Here is a 20,314-nt window from a genome sequence, read left to right on the forward strand (position 1 = left end):
GATTCGGGCTTGGATGCAGGAGCGTCCCACGAAGGTTGCAGTTGGCGAGGATTTGATTTCAGCCATCCAAGCCTTATTTGAAGCAGCTTGGAGATGTTCCTCATCATCCATTACGCTATCAAGGTCGTTCATCTCGGGAGAGGAAGGCATCGAGTGACCGGACGGTCAGCGCCCGCCCAGGCTGCCGCATGCCATTGCCCTTAGTGGACGTCAACGCTCATCTGAGCAATTCCTAGACCGTACGTTCCGCGAAACATAGAGAAGCGCTCGGTCTCGGCAGCGTCGTGGTAAGGCTGGGCTGTGCGAGAAGCCGACACTTGGGCAGATTGATTGAAATCAAGGGCAATCGGTTGCCGTGGTCGCATCCTTCGGGGACCTGTTCAGATTCGGGCAGCGTTGGAGGGGAGAGTTCGCAATGGGTAGACTGGGTTTCGCAGCGATGGTCGCTCTGGCAAGTCTCGGCGCGTCGGCCAGTGCGCAGGATGCGATGAGCATCGGTCAGTTCGAATTCGCAAACAGTTGCGTTCAGTGTCACGGTCCCGCGGGCAAGGGTGACGGTCCGCTTGTGTCCTTCATGACGGGTTCGATGCCGGACATCACCCAGCTGCAAAAGAACAATGGCGGGATCTTCCCGGTCGCCCGGGTGTTCAACTCCATCGACGGCAGCGCCAAGGTCGGGGCGCATGGCACCTCGGAGATGCCCGCCTGGGGGCAGCGCTACCGGGCCGATGCTGCCGAATGGCTGAGCTACCAGGGCGCCCCCGGAGAAGCAGAGGCTTTGGCTCAGTTGCGGGTCCTGGCGCTTGTCGAATATGTCTCGAGCCTGCAGGAGCAATAGGCCACCTTCGGGCAGAAGTGGCCGGGGTTCTGTCAAAGCAAATTCCTTGAGGTGGGCCTGTTGGTCGCCTAGCTTTCCCAAATGACGCAGCGCAGCCGCTTCCGCCACCTCAATACAAGCCCTGAGATCATACGTCTGGCAGTGATGATGTATGTCTGGTTACCATCCGTCGCTCCGCCGACAAGGTTAAGCACGTTACGTGCGAGGCGCTGAGCAGATGATGCAGGTAAGTGGCCTTGAAGGTGGAAATCTGCTCAGGTGTCAGTTCCGATAGCACGGGACGCTGCTGGCGAGTCAGTCTGAGCCGATGCTCATCGAGCTTTCTATCCACTTCGACGGCAGCAACCCTGACCCGGCGAAGAGCTTCGGCGTGGTCACGGGTCTTCAGCGAGAAGGTTTCCTCTCGCTTTCCGTAGGTGGCGACGATGTCTTGTGGGACGGCTGCGCGGTGGTAGTAGACTGCTCCGCGACGGTAGAGTCGGGTGTGTCCGGGCATCTTCGTCAGGCGCTCCACTGTAACACCTCAGCGTAACACCCTTGGAAAATAGCTCTTCATTTTCAGCAAGTTATTGTTCTTGTTGATCTATGAGGAGATTTGGTGGAGCCAAGGGGAGTCGAACCCCTGACCTCTTGAATGCCATTCAAGCGCTCTCCCAACTGAGCTATGGCCCCACCGGAGGTCCGGGCGCCAGGCGCCCGCGTGAGGGGCGATATAGGCAAGGGCGCCGGGTACTGCAAGCGGAAAATCGCGACCGCCCGGGCAAAAAGCGAAGGGGTGCGAACCGCAATCCGCACCCCTGCCCATCCTGTCCTGCCGGGATCGCGCGGTCAGACGTCCTCGTCGCCGCCGGCCACGTCGGCGATGTCGTCGAGCGAGACGTTGTCGTCGTCGTCGTCCTCGAGCAGGTCGTCGTCGAGATCGACATCGCTCGAATCGTCGTCGAGATCATCGGCGTCGAGCACGTCGAGATCGGCCTCGGTGTCCTTGTGGCTCGTCTTCTCGGCGATCAAGGTCCGTCCGCGGCCGGCGACCAAGCTTTCGGCGGTGAAGCTGTGGCCGCATTCCGGGCAAGTCATCGGGTCGCGCTTCAGGTCGTAGAAGCGGCTTGCGCAATGCGGGCAAAGGCGCTTGGCGCCCCATTCGTCCTTCGGCATGGAAAACTCCGTCCAGTGCACTGATCTTCGCGAGTCGCAGCCAACTGCCACAGTTGTGCGGGGCTGTCAAAGGCTTTCGCCCGGCCTGGCGGCCGGGGTCGTTTCCGGCTTTCTCCCCGGGCGGCGCGCTGTATTGTCCGGCTCGGAGGACCGCCTGCATGACCCGCCGAATCCTGCCCGGAACACCGCCTGTCGAAATCACCCTGCGCCGTTCGGCGCGGGCGCGGCGCTATTCGCTCCGGGTGTCGCGGGTCGACGGCGCGGTGACGCTGTCCTTGCCCCTGCGCGCACCCGAGGCTGAGGCGCTGGCCTTCGCGCGGGAAAAGGCCGACTGGATCCGCGCGGCGCTTTCTGCCGCCCCGCTGCGCGAGGCGGTCGGGGCGGGGACCAGCCTGCCGGTCGAGGGCCGCCTGCTGCGCGTGTCCCCGGCCCCGGTCAGGATGCCGCAGATCGTTGCGGACGAACTGCTGGTGCCCGAGCGTGCGGGCCGTGTGGCGCGTCAGGTCGAAAGCTTCCTCAAGGTTCGCGCGCGTGACCGGCTCGCCGCGGCCTGCGATGGCCATGCGCTGCGTTTGGGGCGCGCCTATCACAGCCTGAGCCTCAGGGACACGCGGTCGCGCTGGGGCTCCTGCTCGGCTTCGGGGCGGCTCATGTTCTCCTGGCGCCTGATCCTCGGCCCGCCCGAGGTGCTGGACTATGTCGCCGCGCACGAGGTCGCCCACCTTGCCGAGATGAACCATTCGGAGGCGTTCTGGCGGGTTGTCGCGCGCCTTTGCCCCGACTACGGGCAGCGCCGGTCCTGGCTGCGCCGCCACGGCCAGTCGCTGCACGCCTACGATTTCGCATCCCGGGATTGACGGCGCGCGGGAAGGCGTGATCACATAATCCGATGCTTCTCCAGAACCGCCCGTCCGACCCCGGAACCGCCGCGCATGACCGGATCTATCGGCTGCTGCGGCAGCAGATCATGCATGGCGAACTGGCGCCGGGCGTGGCGCTGACGGTGCGGGGCCTGGCCAAGGCGCATGGCGTCTCGATGACCCCCGCGCGCGAGGCGCTGAGACGGCTTGCGGCGGAAGGGGCGCTGACGCTGTCGTCGTCGGGCCGCGTCACCACCCCCGACCTGACCAACGAGCGGTTGGAGGAACTGGCGACGCTTCGCGCGCTGATCGAGACGGAACTGGCCAGCCGTGCCCTGCCGCGGGCGCATTTCGCCCTGATCGAGCGGTTGCAGACCATCAACATGGCCAATGCGGAAGCCGCGGTGAAACGCGATGCCGTCGCCTATATCCGCACCAACCTGGAGTTTCACCGCACGCTCTACCTGCGCGCCCAGGCGCCGGCGATGCTGGCGATCGCGGAGACGGTCTGGCTGCAGCTTGGCCCGACGATGCGCATGGTCTATTCGCGGATCGTGCGTTCGGAACCGCCCCAGCACCACCGCATGATCATCGCCGCGCTGAAGGCGGGCGATGAGCCCGCGCTCAGGCTTGCGGTCAGGGCCGACGTGACGCAGGGCCTGCGCCACCTTACCGGCTAGCGCGTCGGCCCCCGCCGCGATCAGGTGCCGCGCTCAGGAGTGGATCGGCCCGTCGCCGCAGGCAAGGGCCGCCTCGCGCACGGCCTCGGAGAAGGTCGGATGCGCGTGGCAGGTCAGCGCGATGTCCTGGGCCGAGGCGCCGAATTCCATCGCCACGCAGATCTCGTGGATCAGCTCCCCCGCGGCGGGGCCGATCAGATGCGCGCCAAGGACGCGGTCGGTGTCCTTGTCGGCCAGGATCTTCACGAACCCGTCGCCCTGGAACACCGCCTTGGCCCGGCCATTGCCCATGAAGGCGAACTTGCCGACCTTGTAGGCGCGGCCTTCCGCCTTCAGCTGTTCCTCGGTCTTGCCGACGCTGGCCACTTCGGGCGCGGTGTAGATGACGCCGGGGATGACGTCATAGTTCACATGTCCGTGCTTGCCGGCCATGACCTCGGCCACCGCCATGCCCTCGTCCTCGGCCTTGTGGGCAAGCATCGGTCCGATGATCGCGTCGCCGATGGCATAGAGGCCGGGGACGCTGGTGCGCCAGTGGCTGTCGACCCGGACCTGTCCGCGCGGCTCCATCTCGACCCCCAGCGCGTCAAGCCCGAGGCCGGCGGTGTAGGGCTTGCGCCCCGTCGCGACGAGCACGCAATCGGCCTCCAGCGTATGTTCGCTGTCATCCTTGCGCAGCTTCCAGGTGACAGTCGCCTTGCCCTTCTTCACCTCCGCCTTCTGGACGGCAGCGCCCATGACGAAGTCGAGCCCCTGCCGTTTCAGCAGCCTCTGGAAGGTCTTCTGCACCTCGCCGTCCATGCCCGGCGTGATTGCGTCCAGGTATTCGACCACCGTCACCTTGGCGCCAAGCCGCGCGTAGACCGAGCCAAGCTCAAGCCCGATGACGCCCGCGCCGATCACCACCATGTCCTTCGGAACCTTGGGCAGCGTCAGCGCGCCGGTCGAGGTGACGATCACCTTTTCGTCGACCTCGACACCCGGCAGGGACGCGGCCTCAGACCCCGTGGCGATGACAATATGCTTTGCCGAGTGCACTTCGTCCCCGACCTTCACCTGACCGACGGCGGGGATGGAGCCCCAGCCCTTCAGCCAGGTGATCTTGTTCTTCTTGAAGAGGAACTCGATGCCCTTGGTATTCTGGCCGATGACCTCGTCCTTGTAGGCCAGCATCTTCGCCCAGTCGACCTTTGGCGCCGTGCCGATCAGGCCCATCTTCTCGAAATTGTGCTCCGCCTCGTGCAGAGAGTGGCTTGCGTGCAGGAGCGCCTTCGAGGGGATGCAGCCGACGTTCAGGCAGGTGCCGCCCAGCGTCTCGCGGCCCTCCACGACGGCCGTCTTCAGGCCCAGCTGGGCGCAGCGAATGGCGCAGACATAGCCGCCGGGGCCGGCGCCGATGACGATGACGTCGAACTCAGCCATGAGTTCCTCCTTGGGGTTCGGTGTGTCGTGCAAGCGTCGGCACTTCGTCTGCCCAGCGTAGGGCAAACAGTCCGACGGGTGAAGCATGTGGCAGCGCTGGGGCGGGGGGCGTCATGCCTGCGCCTCCGCCGTGCGTGTCCAGAGGGCGCGTGTCTCAGGCGTCAGGATCGCGGTGCGACGTTCGGCGAACCAATCCAGGCAGTGCCTTTCGAGCTGGGCGGTTTCCGGATCGTCGCGCAGGTCGACCAGGCGCGCCGACGTCTCGGGCCAATGGCGCAGGATCGCGCGATCCTCCACCTCGTTGCGGTTGGCAAGCAGGTGCCAGTTGCCGCCCAGCACATACTTGACGCCGGCGGGCTTGCCCTGGCCCGATCCGCGGTCGTTCCTGAGCAGGAAGCGATCCTCGGACTTGACTGCGTAGTGGTTGATGCGTGCGGTGCGCACGTTGCAGGCGCGTTCGTCGGGGCGGAACCGCGACGAGCGCGCATTGTACAGCGTCCGGTTCATCAGCGGCTTGCCGTCGGGCGTGACCACGCGCGGGTCAGAGACGAGTGGCTCAAGCGGGTTGTGGTCGGTCGCGCGTGCAAAGCTGGCAAGCCGGAACAGGCACTTGAAGCGTGTCACACCGGGGATGGGTCCGAACTCTGCGCGCGTGTTTTCCTCAAGCACGTTGGCGCCGATGCGCCAGTCGGTCAGTCCGGCATCGCCGAACATGCGCCAGGGCAGGGCGACCACGTCGGCCCCCGCGACCCGTGCCATCAGGTCCGCGATCCGACCGTCCCCGGCCTCGATCAGCAGGAATTCGTCGCTGTCGATGTGAAGCACCCACACCACGCCCTCGCGCCGGAGCCGCGCCATGGCCAGCGACATGCCATGGTCCTGCGGCGGCGTTCCGGCTGGAACCGTCTGGCGGATGTGGGTCACGATGCCCCGTTCCTGAAGACGGTCGAGAAGCGCATCCGATCCATCGGTGCAATCGTTGGTGACGACCACGATCCGGTCGAACCCGAGTCCCATGTGATAGGCCAGCCATTCCAGCAGGAACATCCCCTCGTTGCGCATGCACGCGACAAGGGCGGCCGGTTCGGACTGATGGGCGGGGAGGGTCATGGGTGGGTCAGGCGGCCATCAGCGCGATGAGGTACAGGACGATGGTTGCGGCGAACCCGGCCAGCCAGATCGCGGTGCGCACGCCAGTCAGGCCCAGCGCATAGGCCGGGACGTAGAGGACACGGGCGATCAGGAAGACCTGGGCGGCTGTCAGCGTGCCGGGGCCGAAGGCGTTCAACTGGCCCAGGACCAGAACCGCCGGCGCGAACAGGATCATTGCGGTCGAGGAGTTGGTCAGCGCCCGGTCGAGCCGAGCGGTGATACCCTTCAGTTCCCGCTTCTCGTCGCGCGCCGACATCAGGTAGCCGATGCCCAGCTGTCCCATCGCCCCCGTGGCTTTCAGAAACACGAGGAGGCACAGGAAGAGACCGTAAAGGGCGAGAATCGTCAGTTCGCCGGACATGTTCAAGCCTCCTGCCAGGGATGCCCGCCCGAAGGGCGGGACTGACCCATGCTACACCCTTTGCGCCGGAAGGGAAAAACCCGCGCCGGTCAGAGATCCATCAAGAGCCGCCGCGGGTCTTCCAGCGCTTCCTTGACCCGCACGAGGAACGTCACCGCGCCCTTGCCGTCGACGATCCGGTGGTCGTAGCTGAGCGCGAGATACATCATCGGGCGGATGACGATCTGGCCGTTCACCACCACCGGGCGGTCCTGGATCTTGTGCATGCCGAGGATGCCGGACTGCGGGGGGTTGAGGATCGGCGAGGACATCAGCGAGCCGTAGACGCCGCCGTTCGAGATGGTGAAGGACCCGCCCTGCATTTCTGCCATCGACAGTTTCCCGTCGCGGGCGCGGACGCCAAGTTCGGCGATCTTCTTCTCGATCGCGGCAAAGCCCATCTGGTCGGCGTCGCGCACCACCGGCACGACGAGGCCCGAAGGGGTGCCGACGGCGACGCCCATGTGGACGTAGTTCTTGTAGACGACATCGCCGCCGTCGATCTCGGCGTTGACCTCGGGCACTTCCTTCAGCGCGTGGCAGCAGGCCTTCACGAAGAAGGACATGAATCCCATCTTCACGCCGTGCTTCTTCTCGAAGGCGTCCTTGTAGGCGTTGCGCAGGTCCATGATGCCGGACATGTCCACCTCGTTGTAGGTGGTCAGCATCGCGGCGGTGTTCTGCGCGTCCTTGAGGCGCCGGGCGATGGTGGCGCGCAGGCGGGTCATCTTCACCCGTTCCTCGCGCGCGGCATCCTCGGCCGGGACGGGCGCGCGCGGTGGCGCGGCGGGGGCGGGCACGGCAGAGGCGACAGCGGGCGCGGCCTCGGCCTTGCCGGCAACGGCGCGGGCGACGTCCTCCTTCATGATGCGGCCGTCGCGGCCGGTGCCGGTCACCTCGGCGGCGGTGAGGCCGGCCTCGGCCATCGCCTTCTTGGCGGCGGGCGCATCTTCCACATCCGCGCGGGCGGCCGGGGTGGCGGCCGGGGCAGGGGCGGCGGCTGTGGCCGCCGGGGCGGCGGGCGCCGGGGCGGCAGCGGCGGCGCCTTCGGCCACGACCGCGAGGCGCGCCTTCGCGTCGACCGTGGAGCCTTCCGGCGCAAGGATTTCCGTCAGGACGCCGGCGACGGGCGAGGGCACCTCGACCGAGACCTTGTCGGTTTCAAGCTCGCACAGCATTTCGTCCACCGCGACCGCATCGCCCACCTTCTTGAACCAGGTGGATACGGTCGCCTCGGTCACGCTTTCACCCAGCGTCGGCACCATCACGTCGGTCATCTTGCCCTCTTCGGCTTTCGGCGCGGCCTTGGGCGCCGGTTGTTGGGTGGGTTGCGCCGTGGCGGCCTCGGCGCCCGCGGCAATCTGTGCAAGAAGGGCATTGACGCCCACGGTCGCGCCTTCGGGCGCGACAATCTCGGCAAGCCGGCCCGCTGCGGGGGCGGGAACCTCGACCGTCACCTTGTCGGTTTCAAGCTCGCAGAGCATCTCGTCCTGCGCGACGATGTCGCCTGGCTTCTTGAACCAGGTCGCCACTGTCGCCTCGGACACGCTTTCGCCCAGCGTCGGGACACGTACTTCGATCGTCATCCTCAGGTCCCCACCGTCAGTGCTTCATCGACCAACGCTTCCTGTTCGGCCTTGTGGCGCGAGGCAAGCCCCGTCGCGGGCGAGGCAGAGGCAGTGCGCCCGACATAGCGCGCGCGCTTGTGCTTCGCGCCGATCCGGTCCAGCACCCACTCAAGGTTCGGCTCGACGAAGAACCAGGCGCCCTGGTTCTTGGGTTCCTCCTGGCACCAGACGATTTCCGCGCCCTTGAAACGCGTCAACTCATGCGTCAGCGACTGCGCCGGGAACGGATAGAACTGTTCCAGCCGTAGCAGATAGACGTCGTCGATCCCGCGCTTGTCGCGTTCGGCGAGAAGGTCGAAATAAACCTTGCCCGAGCAGATCACCACGCGGCGGATCTTCTTGTCGGTCGCCAGCTTGGTGTCCGAATGCCCCTTCTGCGCGTCGTCCCAGAGCACGCGGTGGAAGCTGGAGCCGGTGGTGAAATCCTCCGCGTCCGAGATGCAGAGCGGATGGCGCAGAAGCGATTTCGGCGTCATCAGGATCAGCGGCTTGCGGAACTGCCGGTGGATCTGGCGGCGCAGGATGTGGAAGTAGTTCGCCGGGGTCGAGCAGTTGGCGACGATCCAGTTTTCCTGCGCGCATTGCTGCAGGAAGCGTTCCAGCCGCGCGGAGGAATGTTCCGGCCCCTGTCCCTCGAAGCCGTGCGGCAGCAGGCAGACCAGGCCCGACATGCGCAACCATTTGGATTCGCCCGAGGAAATGAACTGGTCAAACATGATCTGCGCGCCGTTGGCGAAGTCGCCGAACTGGGCCTCCCACATGGTCAGCGCGTTCGGTTCGGCCAGCGAATAGCCGTATTCGAAGCCGAGGACTGCATACTCCGACAGCATCGAATCGATGACCTCGTAGCGCGCCTGCCCCGCCCGGATGTGGTTCAGCGGGTAATAGCGTTCCTCGGTCGACTGGTCGACAAAGGCCGAATGGCGCTGCGAGAAGGTGCCGCGGGTGCAGTCCTGGCCCGATAGCCGGACCGGGAAGCCCTCGGTCAGGAGCGAGCCGAAGGCCACCGCCTCGGCCGTGGCCCAGTCGAAGCCCTGGCCGGTCTTGAACATCTGCGCCTTCGCCTCAAGCTGGCGCAGCACGGTCTTGTGGATGTCGAAGCCCTCGGGCGCGCGGGTCAGCGCGGCGCCGATCTCCGCCAGCGTCTTCTTGGCGATGGCGGTCTTGCCGGGCGTGTATTCGGCGCCCTCGCGGTCCAGGTGCGACCAGCGGCCGTCGAGCCAGTCGGCCTTGTTCGGCTTGTAGGCCTTGCCGGTCTCGAACTCCTCGTTCAGCGTCGCCTGGAAGGCCGCCTTCATGTCCTCGATCTCGCCTTCCGGGATCAAGCCGTCCTTGACCAGCCGCTCGGTGTAAAGCTGGAGCGTGGTCTTGTGGGTCTTGATGGTCTTGTACATCGCCGGGTTGGTGAACATCGGCTCGTCGCCTTCGTTGTGACCGAAGCGGCGGTAGCAGAAGATGTCGATGACCACGTCCCGCCCGAACTTCTGGCGGAACTCGGTCGCCACCCGCGCGGCGTGGACGACTGCCTCCGGGTCGTCGCCGTTCACGTGGAAGATCGGCGCCTCCACCATCAGCGCGATGTCCGTCGGATAGGGCGAGGAGCGCGAGAAGTGCGGCGCGGTGGTGAAGCCGATCTGGTTGTTGACGACGATGTGGATGGTGCCGCCGGTGCGGTGGCCGCGCAGACCCGACAGGCCGAAGCATTCGGCCACGACGCCCTGGCCCGCGAAGGCCGCGTCCCCGTGCAGAAGGATCGGCAGCACGGCGCGGCGATCGGGGTCGCCCCACTGGTCCTGCTTGGCGCGGACCTTGCCGAGGACGACGGGGTTCACCGCCTCAAGGTGGCTGGGGTTCGCGGTCAGGCTGAGGTGCACGGTGTTGCCGTCGAAGGTGCGGTCCGACGAGGCGCCGAGATGGTATTTCACATCGCCCGATCCGTCCACGTCCTCGGGCTTGAAGCTGCCGCCCTGGAATTCATTGAAGATCGCGCGGTAGGGTTTGGCCAGAACGTTCGCCAGAACCGAGAGGCGTCCGCGGTGCGGCATGCCGATCACGATCTCCTTCACGCCGAGGCCGCCGCCGCGCTTGATGATCTGCTCCATCGCGGGGATCAGCGCCTCGCCGCCGTCAAGGCCGAAGCGCTTGGTGCCCATGTACTTGACATGCAGGAACTTCTCGAAGCCCTCGGCCTCCACGAGCTTGTTCAGGATGGCGCGGCGGCCGACCTTGGTAAAGGAAATCTCCTTGCCGTAGCCCTCGATCCGCTCCTTCAGCCAGCCGGCCTGCTCGGGGTCCGAAAGGTGCATGTACTGAAGCGCGAAGGTGCCGCAGTAGGTGCGCTTCACCATGTCGAGGATTTCGCGCATCGAGGCGTGTTCGAGGCCCAGAACCTTGTCGATGAAGATCGGGCGGTCCATGTCTGCGTCGGTGAAGCCGTAGCTTTTCGGGTCAAGCTCCGGGTGCGGCGCCTCGCTGCGCATGCCGAGCGGATCGAGGTCGGCCACCAGATGACCGCGGATGCGGTAGGCGCGGATGATCATCAGCGCGCGGATGCTGTCGAGCACGGCACGCTTGATCTGGTCTTCCGAGAGCGCCACCCCAGCCTCGGCCGCCTTGGCGCGGATCTTGTCGCCTGCGCCCTTCACCTCCTTCGCGGCCGCCGGCCATTCGCCGGTCAGCGCGGCGGTCAGGTCGTCGGCCGGGTGCGGCGGCCAGTCGGGCCTGTCCCAGGAGGCGCCGCGCGCCTCGTTGCGCACGTCGCCTTCCGCGTCGCCAAGCGAGCGGAAGAAGGCGGCCCAGGTCGCATCGACCGCGGCCGGGTCATTGGCGAAGCGAGCGTAAAGCTGCTCGACATATTCGGCGTTGGCGCCTTGCAGGAAGCTGGAGGCGTGGAACTGGTCGTTCTGGGGATGGTCGGTCATGGGATCACCTCGGGGAGGGGAACGGGGCGGAACTGCCGCCCCGGCTGGTCATTTGCCGATCGCGGTCAGCACGGCCTGGCCAAGGCCCGCGGGGCTGTCGGCGACGATGATGCCGGCGGATTTCATCGCCTCGATCTTCGATTCCGCGTCACCCTTGCCGCCGGCGACGATGGCGCCCGCGTGGCCCATGCGGCGGCCCTTCGGGGCGGTGCGCCCGGCGATGAAGCCCGCGACCGGCTTCTTGCGGCCGCGCTTCGCCTCGTCCTTCAGGAACTGCGCCGCCTCTTCCTCGGCGCTGCCGCCGATCTCGCCGATCATGATGATCGACTGCGTCTCGTCGTCGGCGAGGAACCATTCGAGGACGTCGATATGTTCCGTCCCCTTGATCGGGTCGCCGCCGATGCCGACACAGGTCGACTGGCCGAGGCCCACGTCGGTCGTCTGCTTCACGGCCTCATAGGTCAGGGTGCCCGAACGCGACACGACACCGACCGATCCGCGGCGGTGGATGTGGCCCGGCATGATCCCGATCTTGCAGGCGCCGGGCGTGATCACGCCGGGGCAGTTCGGCCCGATCAGGCGGGATTTCGACCCTTGCAGCGCGCGCTTCACCTTCATCATGTCAAGGACCGGGATCCCTTCCGTGATGCAGACGATCAGTTCCATTTCAGCGTCGATCGCCTCGAGGATCGAATCCGCCGCGAAGGGGGGCGGCACGTAGATCGCGGTGGCGTTGGCTTCGGTCGCCGCCTTGGCCGCGTGCACCGAGTCGAAGACCGGCAGGCCCAGATGCTCGGTCCCGCCCTTGCCCGGCGTCACGCCGCCGACCATCTTCGTGCCGTAGGCGATCGCCTGTTCGGAGTGGAAGGTGCCCTGGCTGCCGGTGAAGCCCTGGCAGATGACCTTGGTGTGTTCGTTGACGAGTACGGCCATGCGCGTGGTCCCTTTCGCTTTCGCGTGCGTTCATGACGAGTGGGCGGGGGCGGTGACCCCGGCGCCCGTGTGATCGAGGTAGGTGACCTTGACGAGCCGCGCGCCATGCGCCGCCATCTGCCAAAGTTGCAGCGGCAGAAGCCGCAGTTCCGTCGCGCCGCGATGCAGTTTCTGGGCCATCCGCCCAAGGCCGCGGGCGCGCCGGCGACGCAAGCCGGTGCCGGGATGGGCCGGGCGGCTGCTGCCGGGCGGTTCGTTGCCCTGAATGACCAGCCCCGGCACGACCTGGTACAACCGAAGCTCACGGGCGAGCCGCGACTGGTTGGGATTGAAGAGCATGTGGTCGATGGGCATAACGATCCGCGGCTCGGCCAGCACCCGTTCCGCGGCTGCGCGGCTGATAACATACCCCGCAGTGCCCGGTGAACGCGACAGGATGCGGCGAACCTCGCGGCCGGAAAAGCGGGCTGCTGCCGGGGCGAGAAGCTGCTTCAGCCGGGGGGAGTGCCAGGCTTCGAACCTGACCACGTCGGCGCCGGCCGGCCACCAGTCGAGCGGCGAGAGCCAATCCCCCAGATCGCGGGCGGCGAAGACGTCATCCTCCAGAATCAGGCAGTGGCTGGCCTTGCCCGCCAGAAAGCCACGAAGCGCGGCCAGATGGCTCAACGTGCAGGCCTGGTCCTGCAAGGCGAAGGGGGCCAGACGTCCGTCTGCCTCCATCTCCTGGATACTGGCCTGCACCTCCGTCCGAGATGCGTCCACGGCCGGGCTGATGGCCGCGGTCACGCCAGCCCGCGCCAGCGTCGCCTCCATCAGCGCGCGCCGGTCTGCCTGCCGGTCGAGGTTGACCATCAGGCAGGCCGCCTGTGCCGTCGTGGCGTCATTTGTGGCGTGCCCCTGCACTGGCCTGGCCCCGACTACCCCTTCACCGCCTTCACGATCTTCTCCGCCGCGTCGCTCAGGTTGTCCCCGGCGATGACGTTGAGACCGGAGGTCGCGATGATCTCCTTGCCCTTCTCGACGTTGGTCCCTTCAAGCCGGACCACGAGCGGCACCTTCAGTCCCACCTCTTTCACCGCGGCGATGATGCCCTCGGCGATGATGTCGCAGCGCATGATGCCGCCGAAGATGTTGACGAGGATGCCTTTGACGTTGGGGTCCGAGGTGATGATCTTGAAGGCCTCGGTCACCTTCTCCTTCGTCGCCCCGCCGCCGACGTCGAGGAAGTTGGCAGGTTCCGCGCCGTAAAGCTTGATGATGTCCATCGTCGCCATGGCCAGGCCTGCGCCGTTCACCATGCAGCCGATCTCGCCATCGAGCGCGATGTAGTTCAGGTCGAACTTCGACGCCGCAAGCTCCTTCGGGTCCTCCTCGGTCTCGTCCCGAAGCGCGAGGATGTCGGCCTGACGGTAGAGCGCGTTGTTGTCGAAGCCCATCTTCGCGTCGAGGCACTTGAGCGTGCCGTCGGTGCCGAGGATCAGCGGGTTGATCTCCAGCATCTCCATGTCCTTGTCGGCGAAAAGCCGGTAGAGCGTCCGCACGAGGGCCACGCACTGCTTGACCTGCGCGCCGGAGAGCCCGAGCGCGAAGGCCACGCGGCGGCCGTGGAAGTCCGACAGGCCCGATGCGGGATCGACCGAGAACGACAGGATCTTCTCGGGCGTCTTCGCCGCCACTTCCTCGATGTCCATGCCGCCCTCGGTCGAGCAGACGAAGGCGATGCGGCTGGTCTGCCGGTCGACGAGCAGCGCGAGGTAGAATTCCTTCGCGATGTCGGAGCCGTCCTCGATGTAGATGCGGTTGACCTGCTTGCCCGCGGGTCCGGTCTGGTGCGTCACCAGCGTGCGGCCCAGCATCTTGCGCGCCTCGTTCGCGGCCTCCTCGACCGAGCGGGCGATGCGCACGCCGCCCTTCTCCCCGGCCTCGGTTTCCTTGAAGCGGCCCTTGCCGCGGCCGCCGGCGTGGATCTGCGCCTTCACGACCCAGAGCGGCCCGTCAAGCTCGCCCGCGGCGGTCTTCGCCTCTTCGGCGCGCAGGACGGCGCGGCCGTCGGACACCGGGGCGCCGTAGCTGCGCAGAAGCGCCTTGGCCTGATATTCATGGATGTTCATGAGACTGTCCCGTGCTGGTGCGGATTGAGCCGCTCATGACATAGGCAAAGGTGCTGTCAAAATGATAAATGCGCGAGAAGGGTCGAACGGGCCAAATAAGTCGATTTTGTGATCACACTCAGAAATTGTGTGATCACAAGACGGCAGGAGACGACTCGGCGGACGCCATGAACTGCTTCGGATGTTCCGGGGAAGGGGAAGACGCGCGTCCGTGTCGCCGGACCGCTGACGCCGTGTTTCCAGGGCCGGGCGCGCGAGGCGCCCGGCCGGAAGGGCCGGTCAGGCCAGGCTGGGGTCGATGGCCTTGCAGGCCTCGACAAGGCCGTTCACCGCGGCCACCGACTTGTCGAACATCGCCTGCTCGTCCTTGGTGAGCCGGATGTCGACGATCCGCTCGATCCCGTTCGCGCCGATGACGGTGGGAACGCCGACATACATGCCCTTGAGGCCAAGCGCGCCGTCCACGTAGGCCGCGCAGGGTAGAAGCCGCCTCTGGTCCTTCAGGTAGCTTTCGGCCATCTCGATGGCCGAGGTCGCGGGCGCGTAGAAGGCCGAACCGGTCTTCAGCAGCCCCACGATCTCGGCACCGCCGTCACGGGTGCGCTGGACGATGGCATCCATCCGTTCCTGCGTGGTCCAGCCCATCTCGATCAGGTCGGGCAGCGGGATGCCGGCGACGGTCGAATAGCGAACCAGCGGCACCATCGTGTCGCCGTGGCCGCCCAGCACAAAGGCGGTGACGTCGCGCATCGACACCTCGAACTCGAGGCTGAGGAAGTGACGGAAGCGCGCCGAATCGAGGACGCCCGCCATGCCCACGACCTTGTTGTGCGGCAGGCCGGAGAATTCGCGCAGCGCCCAGACCATCGCGTCAAGCGGGTTGGTGATGCAGATCACGAAGGCGTTCGGCGCATTCGCCCGGATGCCCTCGCCCACCGACTTCATCACCTTGAGGTTGATGCCCAGAAGGTCGTCGCGGCTCATCCCCGGCTTGCGCGGGACGCCGGCGGTGACGATGCAGACATCGGCGCCTGCGATGTCCTCGTAGGAGTTGGTGCCCCGGAAGGCGCCATCAAAGCCCTCCGACGGGCCGCTTTCGGCGATGTCGAGCGCCTTGCCCTGCGGCGTGCCCTCGGCGATGTCGAAGAGGACGACGTCCCCGAGTTCCTTGATCGCGGCAAGATGGGCGAGCGTCCCGCCGATCTGTCCCGCGCCGATGAGCGCGATCTTCGGTCTGGCCATGATGGGTCTCCGGCTCCTGTGGAATGACGCGGCATTGGGTAGCGGCAACCGGCGCGTCGCGCAAGCCTGCTGCGGTGCGGCATCGACGTGCCGCTTTTTCCCGGGCGGCGGGATTGATAGGAAGGCGGCGCAACAAAGGGGGCGCGCGTGGAGGGATTCTGGTTCTGGCTGCTCGCCGTGGCGGCGTCCTGTTTCGTCGGTCTGTCGAAGGGCGGGCTGCCGGCGGTGGGCATGCTGGGGGTGCCGGTCCTGTCGCTGGCCATCTCGCCGGTGACGGCGGCGGGGCTGTTGCTGCCGGTCTACGTCGTCTCCGACATGTTCGGCCTCTGGGCCTACCGGCGCGCGGTCGACCGGCGCGTGCTCGCCATCCTGGCCCCGGCGGCGACGGTGGGCATCGGCCTTGGCTGGGCCACCGCCGCGATGGTGCCGGAACGGGCGGTGACGGGTCTTGTGGGGGCGATCGGTGCCGCCTTCGCGCTGAACCTCATTCTGCGGGGGACCCCGAACGGGCCGGCGCGGCCCGCCCGGGTGGCGTCGGGTCTGTTCTGGGGCGCGCTGACCGGATTCACCAGTTTCGTCAGCCACGCCGGCGCGCCGCCCTACCAGGTCTACGTCCTGCCGCTGCGGCTGGAAAAGCTGGTCTTCGCAGGAACTTCGACGGTTCTTTTCGCCTATGTGAACGCCGCCAAGCTGGTGCCGTATTGGGCCCTTGGCCAGCTGTCGCCGGCAAACCTGAAGGTCGCGGCCGTCCTGGCCGTGCCTGCGTCGGTGGCGGTGCTGGCGGGGATCCGACTGGTTCGGGTGATCCCGACAGCGCTTTTCTATCGTCTCGTGACCTGGGCGCTGCTGGCGATCTCGGTCAAGCTTCTCTGGGATGCCGTCGCCTGAGGCACGGGCCGGCTCAGCCGTTCCGGCCCGCCGGGGGCAACGCCTCGCACCGGCTCATAGGCTTCGCCCGCGGCGACAAGGCAGGTGGTGCCGTCGGGATGGGTGACGGTGATCGTCCAGGTCCGTGTGGCGTCGGCGGCGAAAAGCTCGACCACCGCGACGTTCCGGACCAGGCCGATCGCCCGGCGTGTTTCGCCGAAGGTCTCCGCAAGCCGTGCGATCACTTCCTCGCGAGGGGCGCAGCGGGGCGTCTGGCTCCGGGCCTCCGCGGCCAGAAGAACCACGCCCGCGAAGCCGAGCGAAAGGGCAAAAAGATGTTTCTGCATGAACTGATTCCCTTTTCCTGGCGTGCCGGTGGCGGCCGGGGTGGTCCGCTGCCGGGGCCTCTGTCGGGTGAAGCATTCGCTTCCAGCCGGTAAGCCGGGGTAAAGCCATCGTTCGCGCGCCGGCAGCGCACTTTTTTCTGCGCCGCGGCATTTCCGGGGTTGAAGATTGTGCCCAAATCGGCATGTCTGGCGCAAGATTGTTGCGAGGAGACGTCATGGCCCCCTTGATCGACCCACGCGGTCGTCCGTTGCGCTCGGTGCTCTACATCCCCGGCTCCCGGGAACGCGCGCTCGAAAAGGCCCGCGACCTGCCAACCGACGCCATCATCTTCGACCTCGAGGATGCTGTCGCGGCAGAGGAGAAGGAGAATGCGCGCGCCCTCCTGGCACGCGTCCTGGACGAAGGCGGCTATGGTGGGCGGCTAAGGATCGTGCGCATCAACGGGTTCGATACGCCTTGGGGCCGTGCTGACGCGGCGGCCTTCGCAAACGTTGACGCGGATGCGATCCTGGTGCCCAAGGTCGGCTCTCCGGCCGATCTTGACGCGGTGGCGGCGATGGTGCCCGACCGTCCGCTCTGGGCGATGATGGAAACGCCTCTGGGCGTTCTCAACGCTGCCGGGATCGCCGCGCATCCGCGTCTTCAGGGCATGGTCATGGGCACGAACGACCTCGCCAAGGAGTTGTCGGCACGGGTCCAGCCTGGGCGGGCCGAACTGATGACGGCACTCCAGCATTGCCTTCTGGCCGCGCGCGCCCGTGGGCTAGCCATCGTCGACGGCGTCTTCAACGCCTTCAAGGACGAGGCGGGGCTGGCCGCGGAATGCGAGCAGGGCCGCAACCTGGGCTTCGACGGCAAGACCCTGATCCATCCTGCCCAGATCGAGATCGCCAACCGGATCTTCGCGCCCTCGGAGGCGGAAATCGACCTGGCCCGGCGCCAGATCGCCGCCTTCGAAGCGGCGGCGACCGCCGGGCAGGGGGTTGCCGTCGTCGATGGCCGCATCGTCGAGAACCTGCACGTGGCCACCGCGCGCGAGGTTCTGGCGCGGGCCGAGGCGATCGCGCGCGATCCCGCGCGCACTGACGCCGGCGGGCAGGAGGGGCGGGCATGAAGACCAATCCGGGCCGCTTTTTCGAGGATTACAGCGTCGGCGAGGTGATAGACCACGCCATCCCGCGCACCCTGTCGGGCGGGGAACGGGCGCTTTACCACGCGCTTTATCCGGCACGGCATGCGCTGCATTCCTCAGATGAATTCGCCCGCGCCTCGGGCCTTCTGGCGGCACCTTTCGACGATCTGATCACCTTCCACACCGTGTTCGGCAAGTCGGTGCCCGACATCTCGCTGAACGCGGTGGCCAATCTCGGCTATGCCGAGGGACGCTGGCTGAGGCCGGTCTTGCCGGGCGACACGATCCGGTCGGAAAGCACGGTGATCGGGCTGAGGGAGAATTCAAACGGCAAGTCCGGTGTCGTCTGGGTCAGGACGCGCGGCATGAACCAGCATGGCGATCCGGTACTGGAATTCGTCCGCTGGGTGATGGTCCGCAAGCATCGCGCAGAGAGCCCCGCAGCCGCGCCGATTGTTCCGGAAGTGAAAGAATTCGTGCCCGCCGATGAGTTGATCGTGCCTGCAGGGCTCGATTTCTCCAATTACGACTTCACTTTTGCGGGTGAGCCGCACCGCTGGGGCGACTATCGGGTGGGCGAAAGGATTGACCACGTCGACGGAGTCACCGTTGAGGAGGCCGAGCACATGCTGGCCACGCGGCTGTGGCAGAACACCGCGAAGGTGCATTTCGACCGGACCCAGCGCGAGGACGGCAAGCGGCTGATCTACGGCGGGCATGTCATCAGTCTGGCGCGCGCGCTGTCCTTCAACGGGCTGGCGAACGCGCAGTCGATCGTCGCGCTGAATGCGGGCGCGCATGCGAACCCCTGCTTTGCCGGCGATACCGTGCGGGCCTGGTCGGAGGTGCTCGACAAGGCCGAAACCGGCGCCCCCGGCGTCGGCGCGCTGCGCCTGCGCCTGGTGGCCACGCGCCACGGCGCGGAGCCCTTCGCGCTCAGGGACGCGTTGGGGAAATACCTGCCCGACGTCCTTCTGGATCTCGACTACTGGGCGCTCATGCCGCTGTGACACGAACGTGTAGCAGAGTGACGCCCGAGTGATCGCGAGCCGTGCTAGCCTTTCCGAAAGGAAGGGAGAACATTATGAAAATCAATGGCCTGGTCACCGTGGTTGCGGTGGCCATCGGGGTGCCGCAGCTGGCGGCAGCCCAGGATTTCAACGTCTACGGCGGTGTCACCGCCACCACCAACTACGTCTTCCGCGGCGTCACCTTCTCGGATGACGGACCCGCGCTCCAGCCCTACCTGGAGGCGGAGTACAAGGGGTTCTACGCCGGCATCTGGGCGTCCAACGTCGACTTCGGCCCCGACGGAACCGACGACTATGAGGTCGACTACTACATCGGCTATCGCGGCGAGACCTCGGGCGGTTTCAGCTACGACGTGAACTATGCGCGGTTCACTTTCGACGATACGGGCGACTGCTGCGGAGAATTCAACCTGGTGCTCGGCCTGCCGGTGGGGGAAAAGACCGAGGTTTCGGCGGTGTTCGCCTATGACCCGGATGCCAATGCGCTCGCCTCGGCGCTGGGCGCGTCCTATGCGATCAACGATCTCTGGTCGGTGTCTGCCAGCTTCGGCCACGATGAATTGCTGGCCCACAACTACTGGGATGCCGGGGTTGGCTACACGATCAACGACACGACCTCGCTTGACCTTCGCTACCATGACACGTCGGACGGGGATTCGCTGTTCGTCGCGTCGGTGTCGTTCGACTTCACGCTTCTCAGCCGCTAGACGCGGGCACCTGCGCCTTGGACGCAGACGAACGCGATCCCGCGTGCTAGCGTGCCGCGCATGAGCCCGTTCCGATCGGCACTTCTCGCAGCCGCCACCGCCCTGTCGCTTCTCCCGGCGCCGGGGCGGGCATGCGATCTTGCGCTGGTCCTGGCGGTCGACATCTCCGGCTCGGTGGACGAACGGGAATACGAGATCCAGATGCGCGGTCTCGCCGAAGGCCTGAGCGACCCGGAGGTTGCCGAGGCGCTGGTGCGCAACCGCGCGGCCCTCACGCTGGTGCAGTGGACCGGCTCGACGCGGCAGGCGGTTTCCGTGCCCTGGACGCGAATCGCCTCGCCCGGCGATGTGGCGGCCCTTGCCGAAAGGATCGAGGGCACCCCCCGGCTCTGGTCGATCTACTCGACCGCGATCGGCGAGGCGCTGCTTTATTCCGCCGCCACCTTCGGCGAGGTGCCGGACTGCGAGCGGCGCGTCATCGACGTGTCGGGCGACGGCCCTTCAAACGAAGGCATCGACCCGCGAGACCTGCGGGACACCCTTCTGCGCGACAGGATCACGGTGAACGCTCTTGTCATCGAGGACGGCGTGTCGGGCCTGCGCGACTATTACTGGCAGAACGTGATCCTCGGCCCCGGGGCGTTCGTCGTCGTGGCCAACAGCTTTCGCGACTATCCCGACCGGATGCGCGAGAAACTCCGGCGCGAGACGGAACGGCAACTGTCGATGCTGGAATCGCCCTGAATTTGCGCCCCTAACGTGTGATCACACATCGCAACGGCGTGATCACAAACTGGAAAAACTGGCGGAACCGGCGGCGAAGGGTGCGTTTTTCGGTGAAGTCCGGCGTGACTTGACGGATTTTTTCGCTATTCATGTCGCAGCAT

At 66.4% G+C, this 20,314-nt stretch carries 20 protein-coding genes, 1 tRNA gene and 1 pseudogene; 9 read left to right on the plus strand and 13 right to left on the minus strand.

Features of this window, described 5'->3' with window-relative positions:
- Positions 1-415 precede the first annotated feature (415 nt).
- The gene (locus tag N5I32_RS13895; protein ID WP_261496474.1) at positions 416-838 is read left to right on the plus strand and encodes a c-type cytochrome; all 423 of its coding nucleotides are present in this window, start codon (positions 416-418) and stop codon (positions 836-838) included.
- Positions 839-919: 81 nt separating this feature from the next.
- A pseudogene (locus N5I32_RS21425) lies at positions 920-1,003 on the plus strand (IS6 family transposase); the annotation flags it as partial.
- On the opposite strand, the gene N5I32_RS13900 reads toward N5I32_RS21425, so the two are convergent.
- The 3 genes from N5I32_RS13900 to N5I32_RS13910 all read right to left on the minus strand — a co-directional run bounded on the left by N5I32_RS13900 (position 966) and on the right by N5I32_RS13910 (position 1,993).
- Positions 966-1,334 carry a DUF6538 domain-containing protein gene (locus tag N5I32_RS13900; protein WP_439648204.1) on the minus strand — a complete coding sequence of 123 codons (369 nt, stop codon included), beginning with the start codon at positions 1,332-1,334 and terminating at the stop codon, positions 966-968. The pseudogene N5I32_RS21425 and the gene N5I32_RS13900 sit on opposite strands and share 38 nt — an antisense overlap.
- Positions 1,335-1,434: 100 nt before the next feature.
- Positions 1,435-1,510, minus strand: a tRNA-Ala gene (locus N5I32_RS13905).
- A gap of 156 nt (positions 1,511-1,666) precedes the next feature.
- Positions 1,667-1,993, minus strand: a complete 327-nt coding sequence (locus N5I32_RS13910) for a TIGR02300 family protein (protein ID WP_261496476.1) — start codon at positions 1,991-1,993, stop codon at positions 1,667-1,669.
- Between the two features lie 158 nt (positions 1,994-2,151).
- Between N5I32_RS13910 and N5I32_RS13915 the strand changes: the two genes are divergently transcribed.
- Both N5I32_RS13915 and N5I32_RS13920 read left to right on the plus strand, forming a co-directional pair.
- Complete coding sequence (locus tag N5I32_RS13915) at positions 2,152-2,850, plus strand: M48 family metallopeptidase (RefSeq protein WP_261496477.1); 699 nt, start codon at positions 2,152-2,154, stop codon at positions 2,848-2,850.
- A gap of 32 nt (positions 2,851-2,882) precedes the next feature.
- Entirely contained in the window at positions 2,883-3,533 is a 651-nt protein-coding gene (locus N5I32_RS13920) for a GntR family transcriptional regulator (protein WP_261496478.1), read from the plus strand.
- A 33-nt stretch (positions 3,534-3,566) separates the two neighbouring features.
- Here N5I32_RS13920 and lpdA read toward each other — a convergent pair whose 3' ends face one another.
- The 9 genes from lpdA to mdh all read right to left on the minus strand — a co-directional run bounded on the left by lpdA (position 3,567) and on the right by mdh (position 15,342).
- Entirely contained in the window at positions 3,567-4,955 is a 1,389-nt protein-coding gene (gene lpdA / locus N5I32_RS13925; protein ID WP_261496479.1) for a dihydrolipoyl dehydrogenase, read from the minus strand.
- 111 nt (positions 4,956-5,066) lie between these two features.
- Positions 5,067-6,065 (minus strand): glycosyltransferase family 2 protein, encoded by a 999-nt coding sequence (locus N5I32_RS13930; protein WP_261496480.1) that lies wholly within the window; start codon positions 6,063-6,065, stop codon positions 5,067-5,069.
- Positions 6,066-6,072: 7 nt separating this feature from the next.
- Positions 6,073-6,468, minus strand: a complete 396-nt coding sequence (locus N5I32_RS13935) for an MAPEG family protein (RefSeq protein WP_261496481.1) — start codon at positions 6,466-6,468, stop codon at positions 6,073-6,075.
- An 89-nt stretch (positions 6,469-6,557) separates the two neighbouring features.
- The gene (gene odhB, locus N5I32_RS13940) at positions 6,558-8,093 is read right to left on the minus strand and encodes a 2-oxoglutarate dehydrogenase complex dihydrolipoyllysine-residue succinyltransferase (protein WP_261496482.1); all 1,536 of its coding nucleotides are present in this window, start codon (positions 8,091-8,093) and stop codon (positions 6,558-6,560) included.
- Positions 8,094-8,095: 2 nt separating this feature from the next.
- On the minus strand, positions 8,096-11,056 hold the full coding sequence (locus tag N5I32_RS13945) for a 2-oxoglutarate dehydrogenase E1 component (protein WP_261496483.1): 2,961 nt from the start codon (positions 11,054-11,056) through the stop codon (positions 8,096-8,098).
- Between the two features lie 48 nt (positions 11,057-11,104).
- Positions 11,105-11,989, minus strand: coding sequence for a succinate--CoA ligase subunit alpha (gene sucD, locus N5I32_RS13950; protein ID WP_261496484.1), 885 nt, complete (start codon positions 11,987-11,989; stop codon positions 11,105-11,107).
- Between the two features lie 30 nt (positions 11,990-12,019).
- A complete protein-coding gene (locus N5I32_RS13955; protein ID WP_261496485.1) occupies positions 12,020-12,892 on the minus strand; it encodes a glycosyltransferase family 25 protein in 873 nt (290 codons plus the stop codon).
- Positions 12,893-12,906: 14 nt separating this feature from the next.
- Positions 12,907-14,100: an ADP-forming succinate--CoA ligase subunit beta gene (sucC, locus tag N5I32_RS13960; RefSeq protein ID WP_261496486.1), complete on the minus strand. Its 1,194-nt coding sequence runs from the start codon at positions 14,098-14,100 to the stop codon at positions 12,907-12,909.
- 279 nt (positions 14,101-14,379) lie between these two features.
- Complete coding sequence (gene mdh, locus N5I32_RS13965) at positions 14,380-15,342, minus strand: malate dehydrogenase (protein WP_261496487.1); 963 nt, start codon at positions 15,340-15,342, stop codon at positions 14,380-14,382.
- A 147-nt stretch (positions 15,343-15,489) separates the two neighbouring features.
- Here mdh and N5I32_RS13970 point away from each other — a divergent pair, with 147 nt between their 5' ends.
- Positions 15,490-16,230: a sulfite exporter TauE/SafE family protein gene (locus N5I32_RS13970; RefSeq protein ID WP_261496488.1), complete on the plus strand. Its 741-nt coding sequence runs from the start codon at positions 15,490-15,492 to the stop codon at positions 16,228-16,230.
- Here N5I32_RS13970 and N5I32_RS13975 read toward each other — a convergent pair.
- Positions 16,164-16,556, minus strand: coding sequence for a hypothetical protein (locus N5I32_RS13975; RefSeq protein ID WP_369414316.1), 393 nt, complete (start codon positions 16,554-16,556; stop codon positions 16,164-16,166). The genes N5I32_RS13970 and N5I32_RS13975 overlap by 67 nt on opposite strands.
- Positions 16,557-16,771: 215 nt before the next feature.
- On the opposite strand from N5I32_RS13975, the gene N5I32_RS13980 reads away from it, so the two are divergent.
- From N5I32_RS13980 to N5I32_RS13995, 4 genes are all read left to right on the plus strand, one after another.
- Positions 16,772-17,671, plus strand: a complete 900-nt coding sequence (locus N5I32_RS13980; protein WP_261496489.1) for an HpcH/HpaI aldolase/citrate lyase family protein — start codon at positions 16,772-16,774, stop codon at positions 17,669-17,671.
- A complete protein-coding gene (locus tag N5I32_RS13985; protein ID WP_261496490.1) occupies positions 17,668-18,699 on the plus strand; it encodes a MaoC family dehydratase in 1,032 nt (343 codons plus the stop codon). Before N5I32_RS13980 ends, N5I32_RS13985 begins: the two co-directional genes overlap by 4 nt.
- Before the next feature lie 74 nt (positions 18,700-18,773).
- On the plus strand, positions 18,774-19,427 hold the full coding sequence (locus N5I32_RS13990; RefSeq protein WP_261496491.1) for a TorF family putative porin: 654 nt from the start codon (positions 18,774-18,776) through the stop codon (positions 19,425-19,427).
- Positions 19,428-19,487: 60 nt separating this feature from the next.
- Complete coding sequence (locus tag N5I32_RS13995) at positions 19,488-20,171, plus strand: DUF1194 domain-containing protein (RefSeq protein ID WP_261496492.1); 684 nt, start codon at positions 19,488-19,490, stop codon at positions 20,169-20,171.
- Positions 20,172-20,314: the final 143 nt, after the last annotated feature.

It is taken from the genome of Albidovulum sediminis, assembly GCF_025380365.1.
Lineage (GTDB): Bacteria > Pseudomonadota > Alphaproteobacteria > Rhodobacterales > Rhodobacteraceae > Albidovulum > Albidovulum sediminis.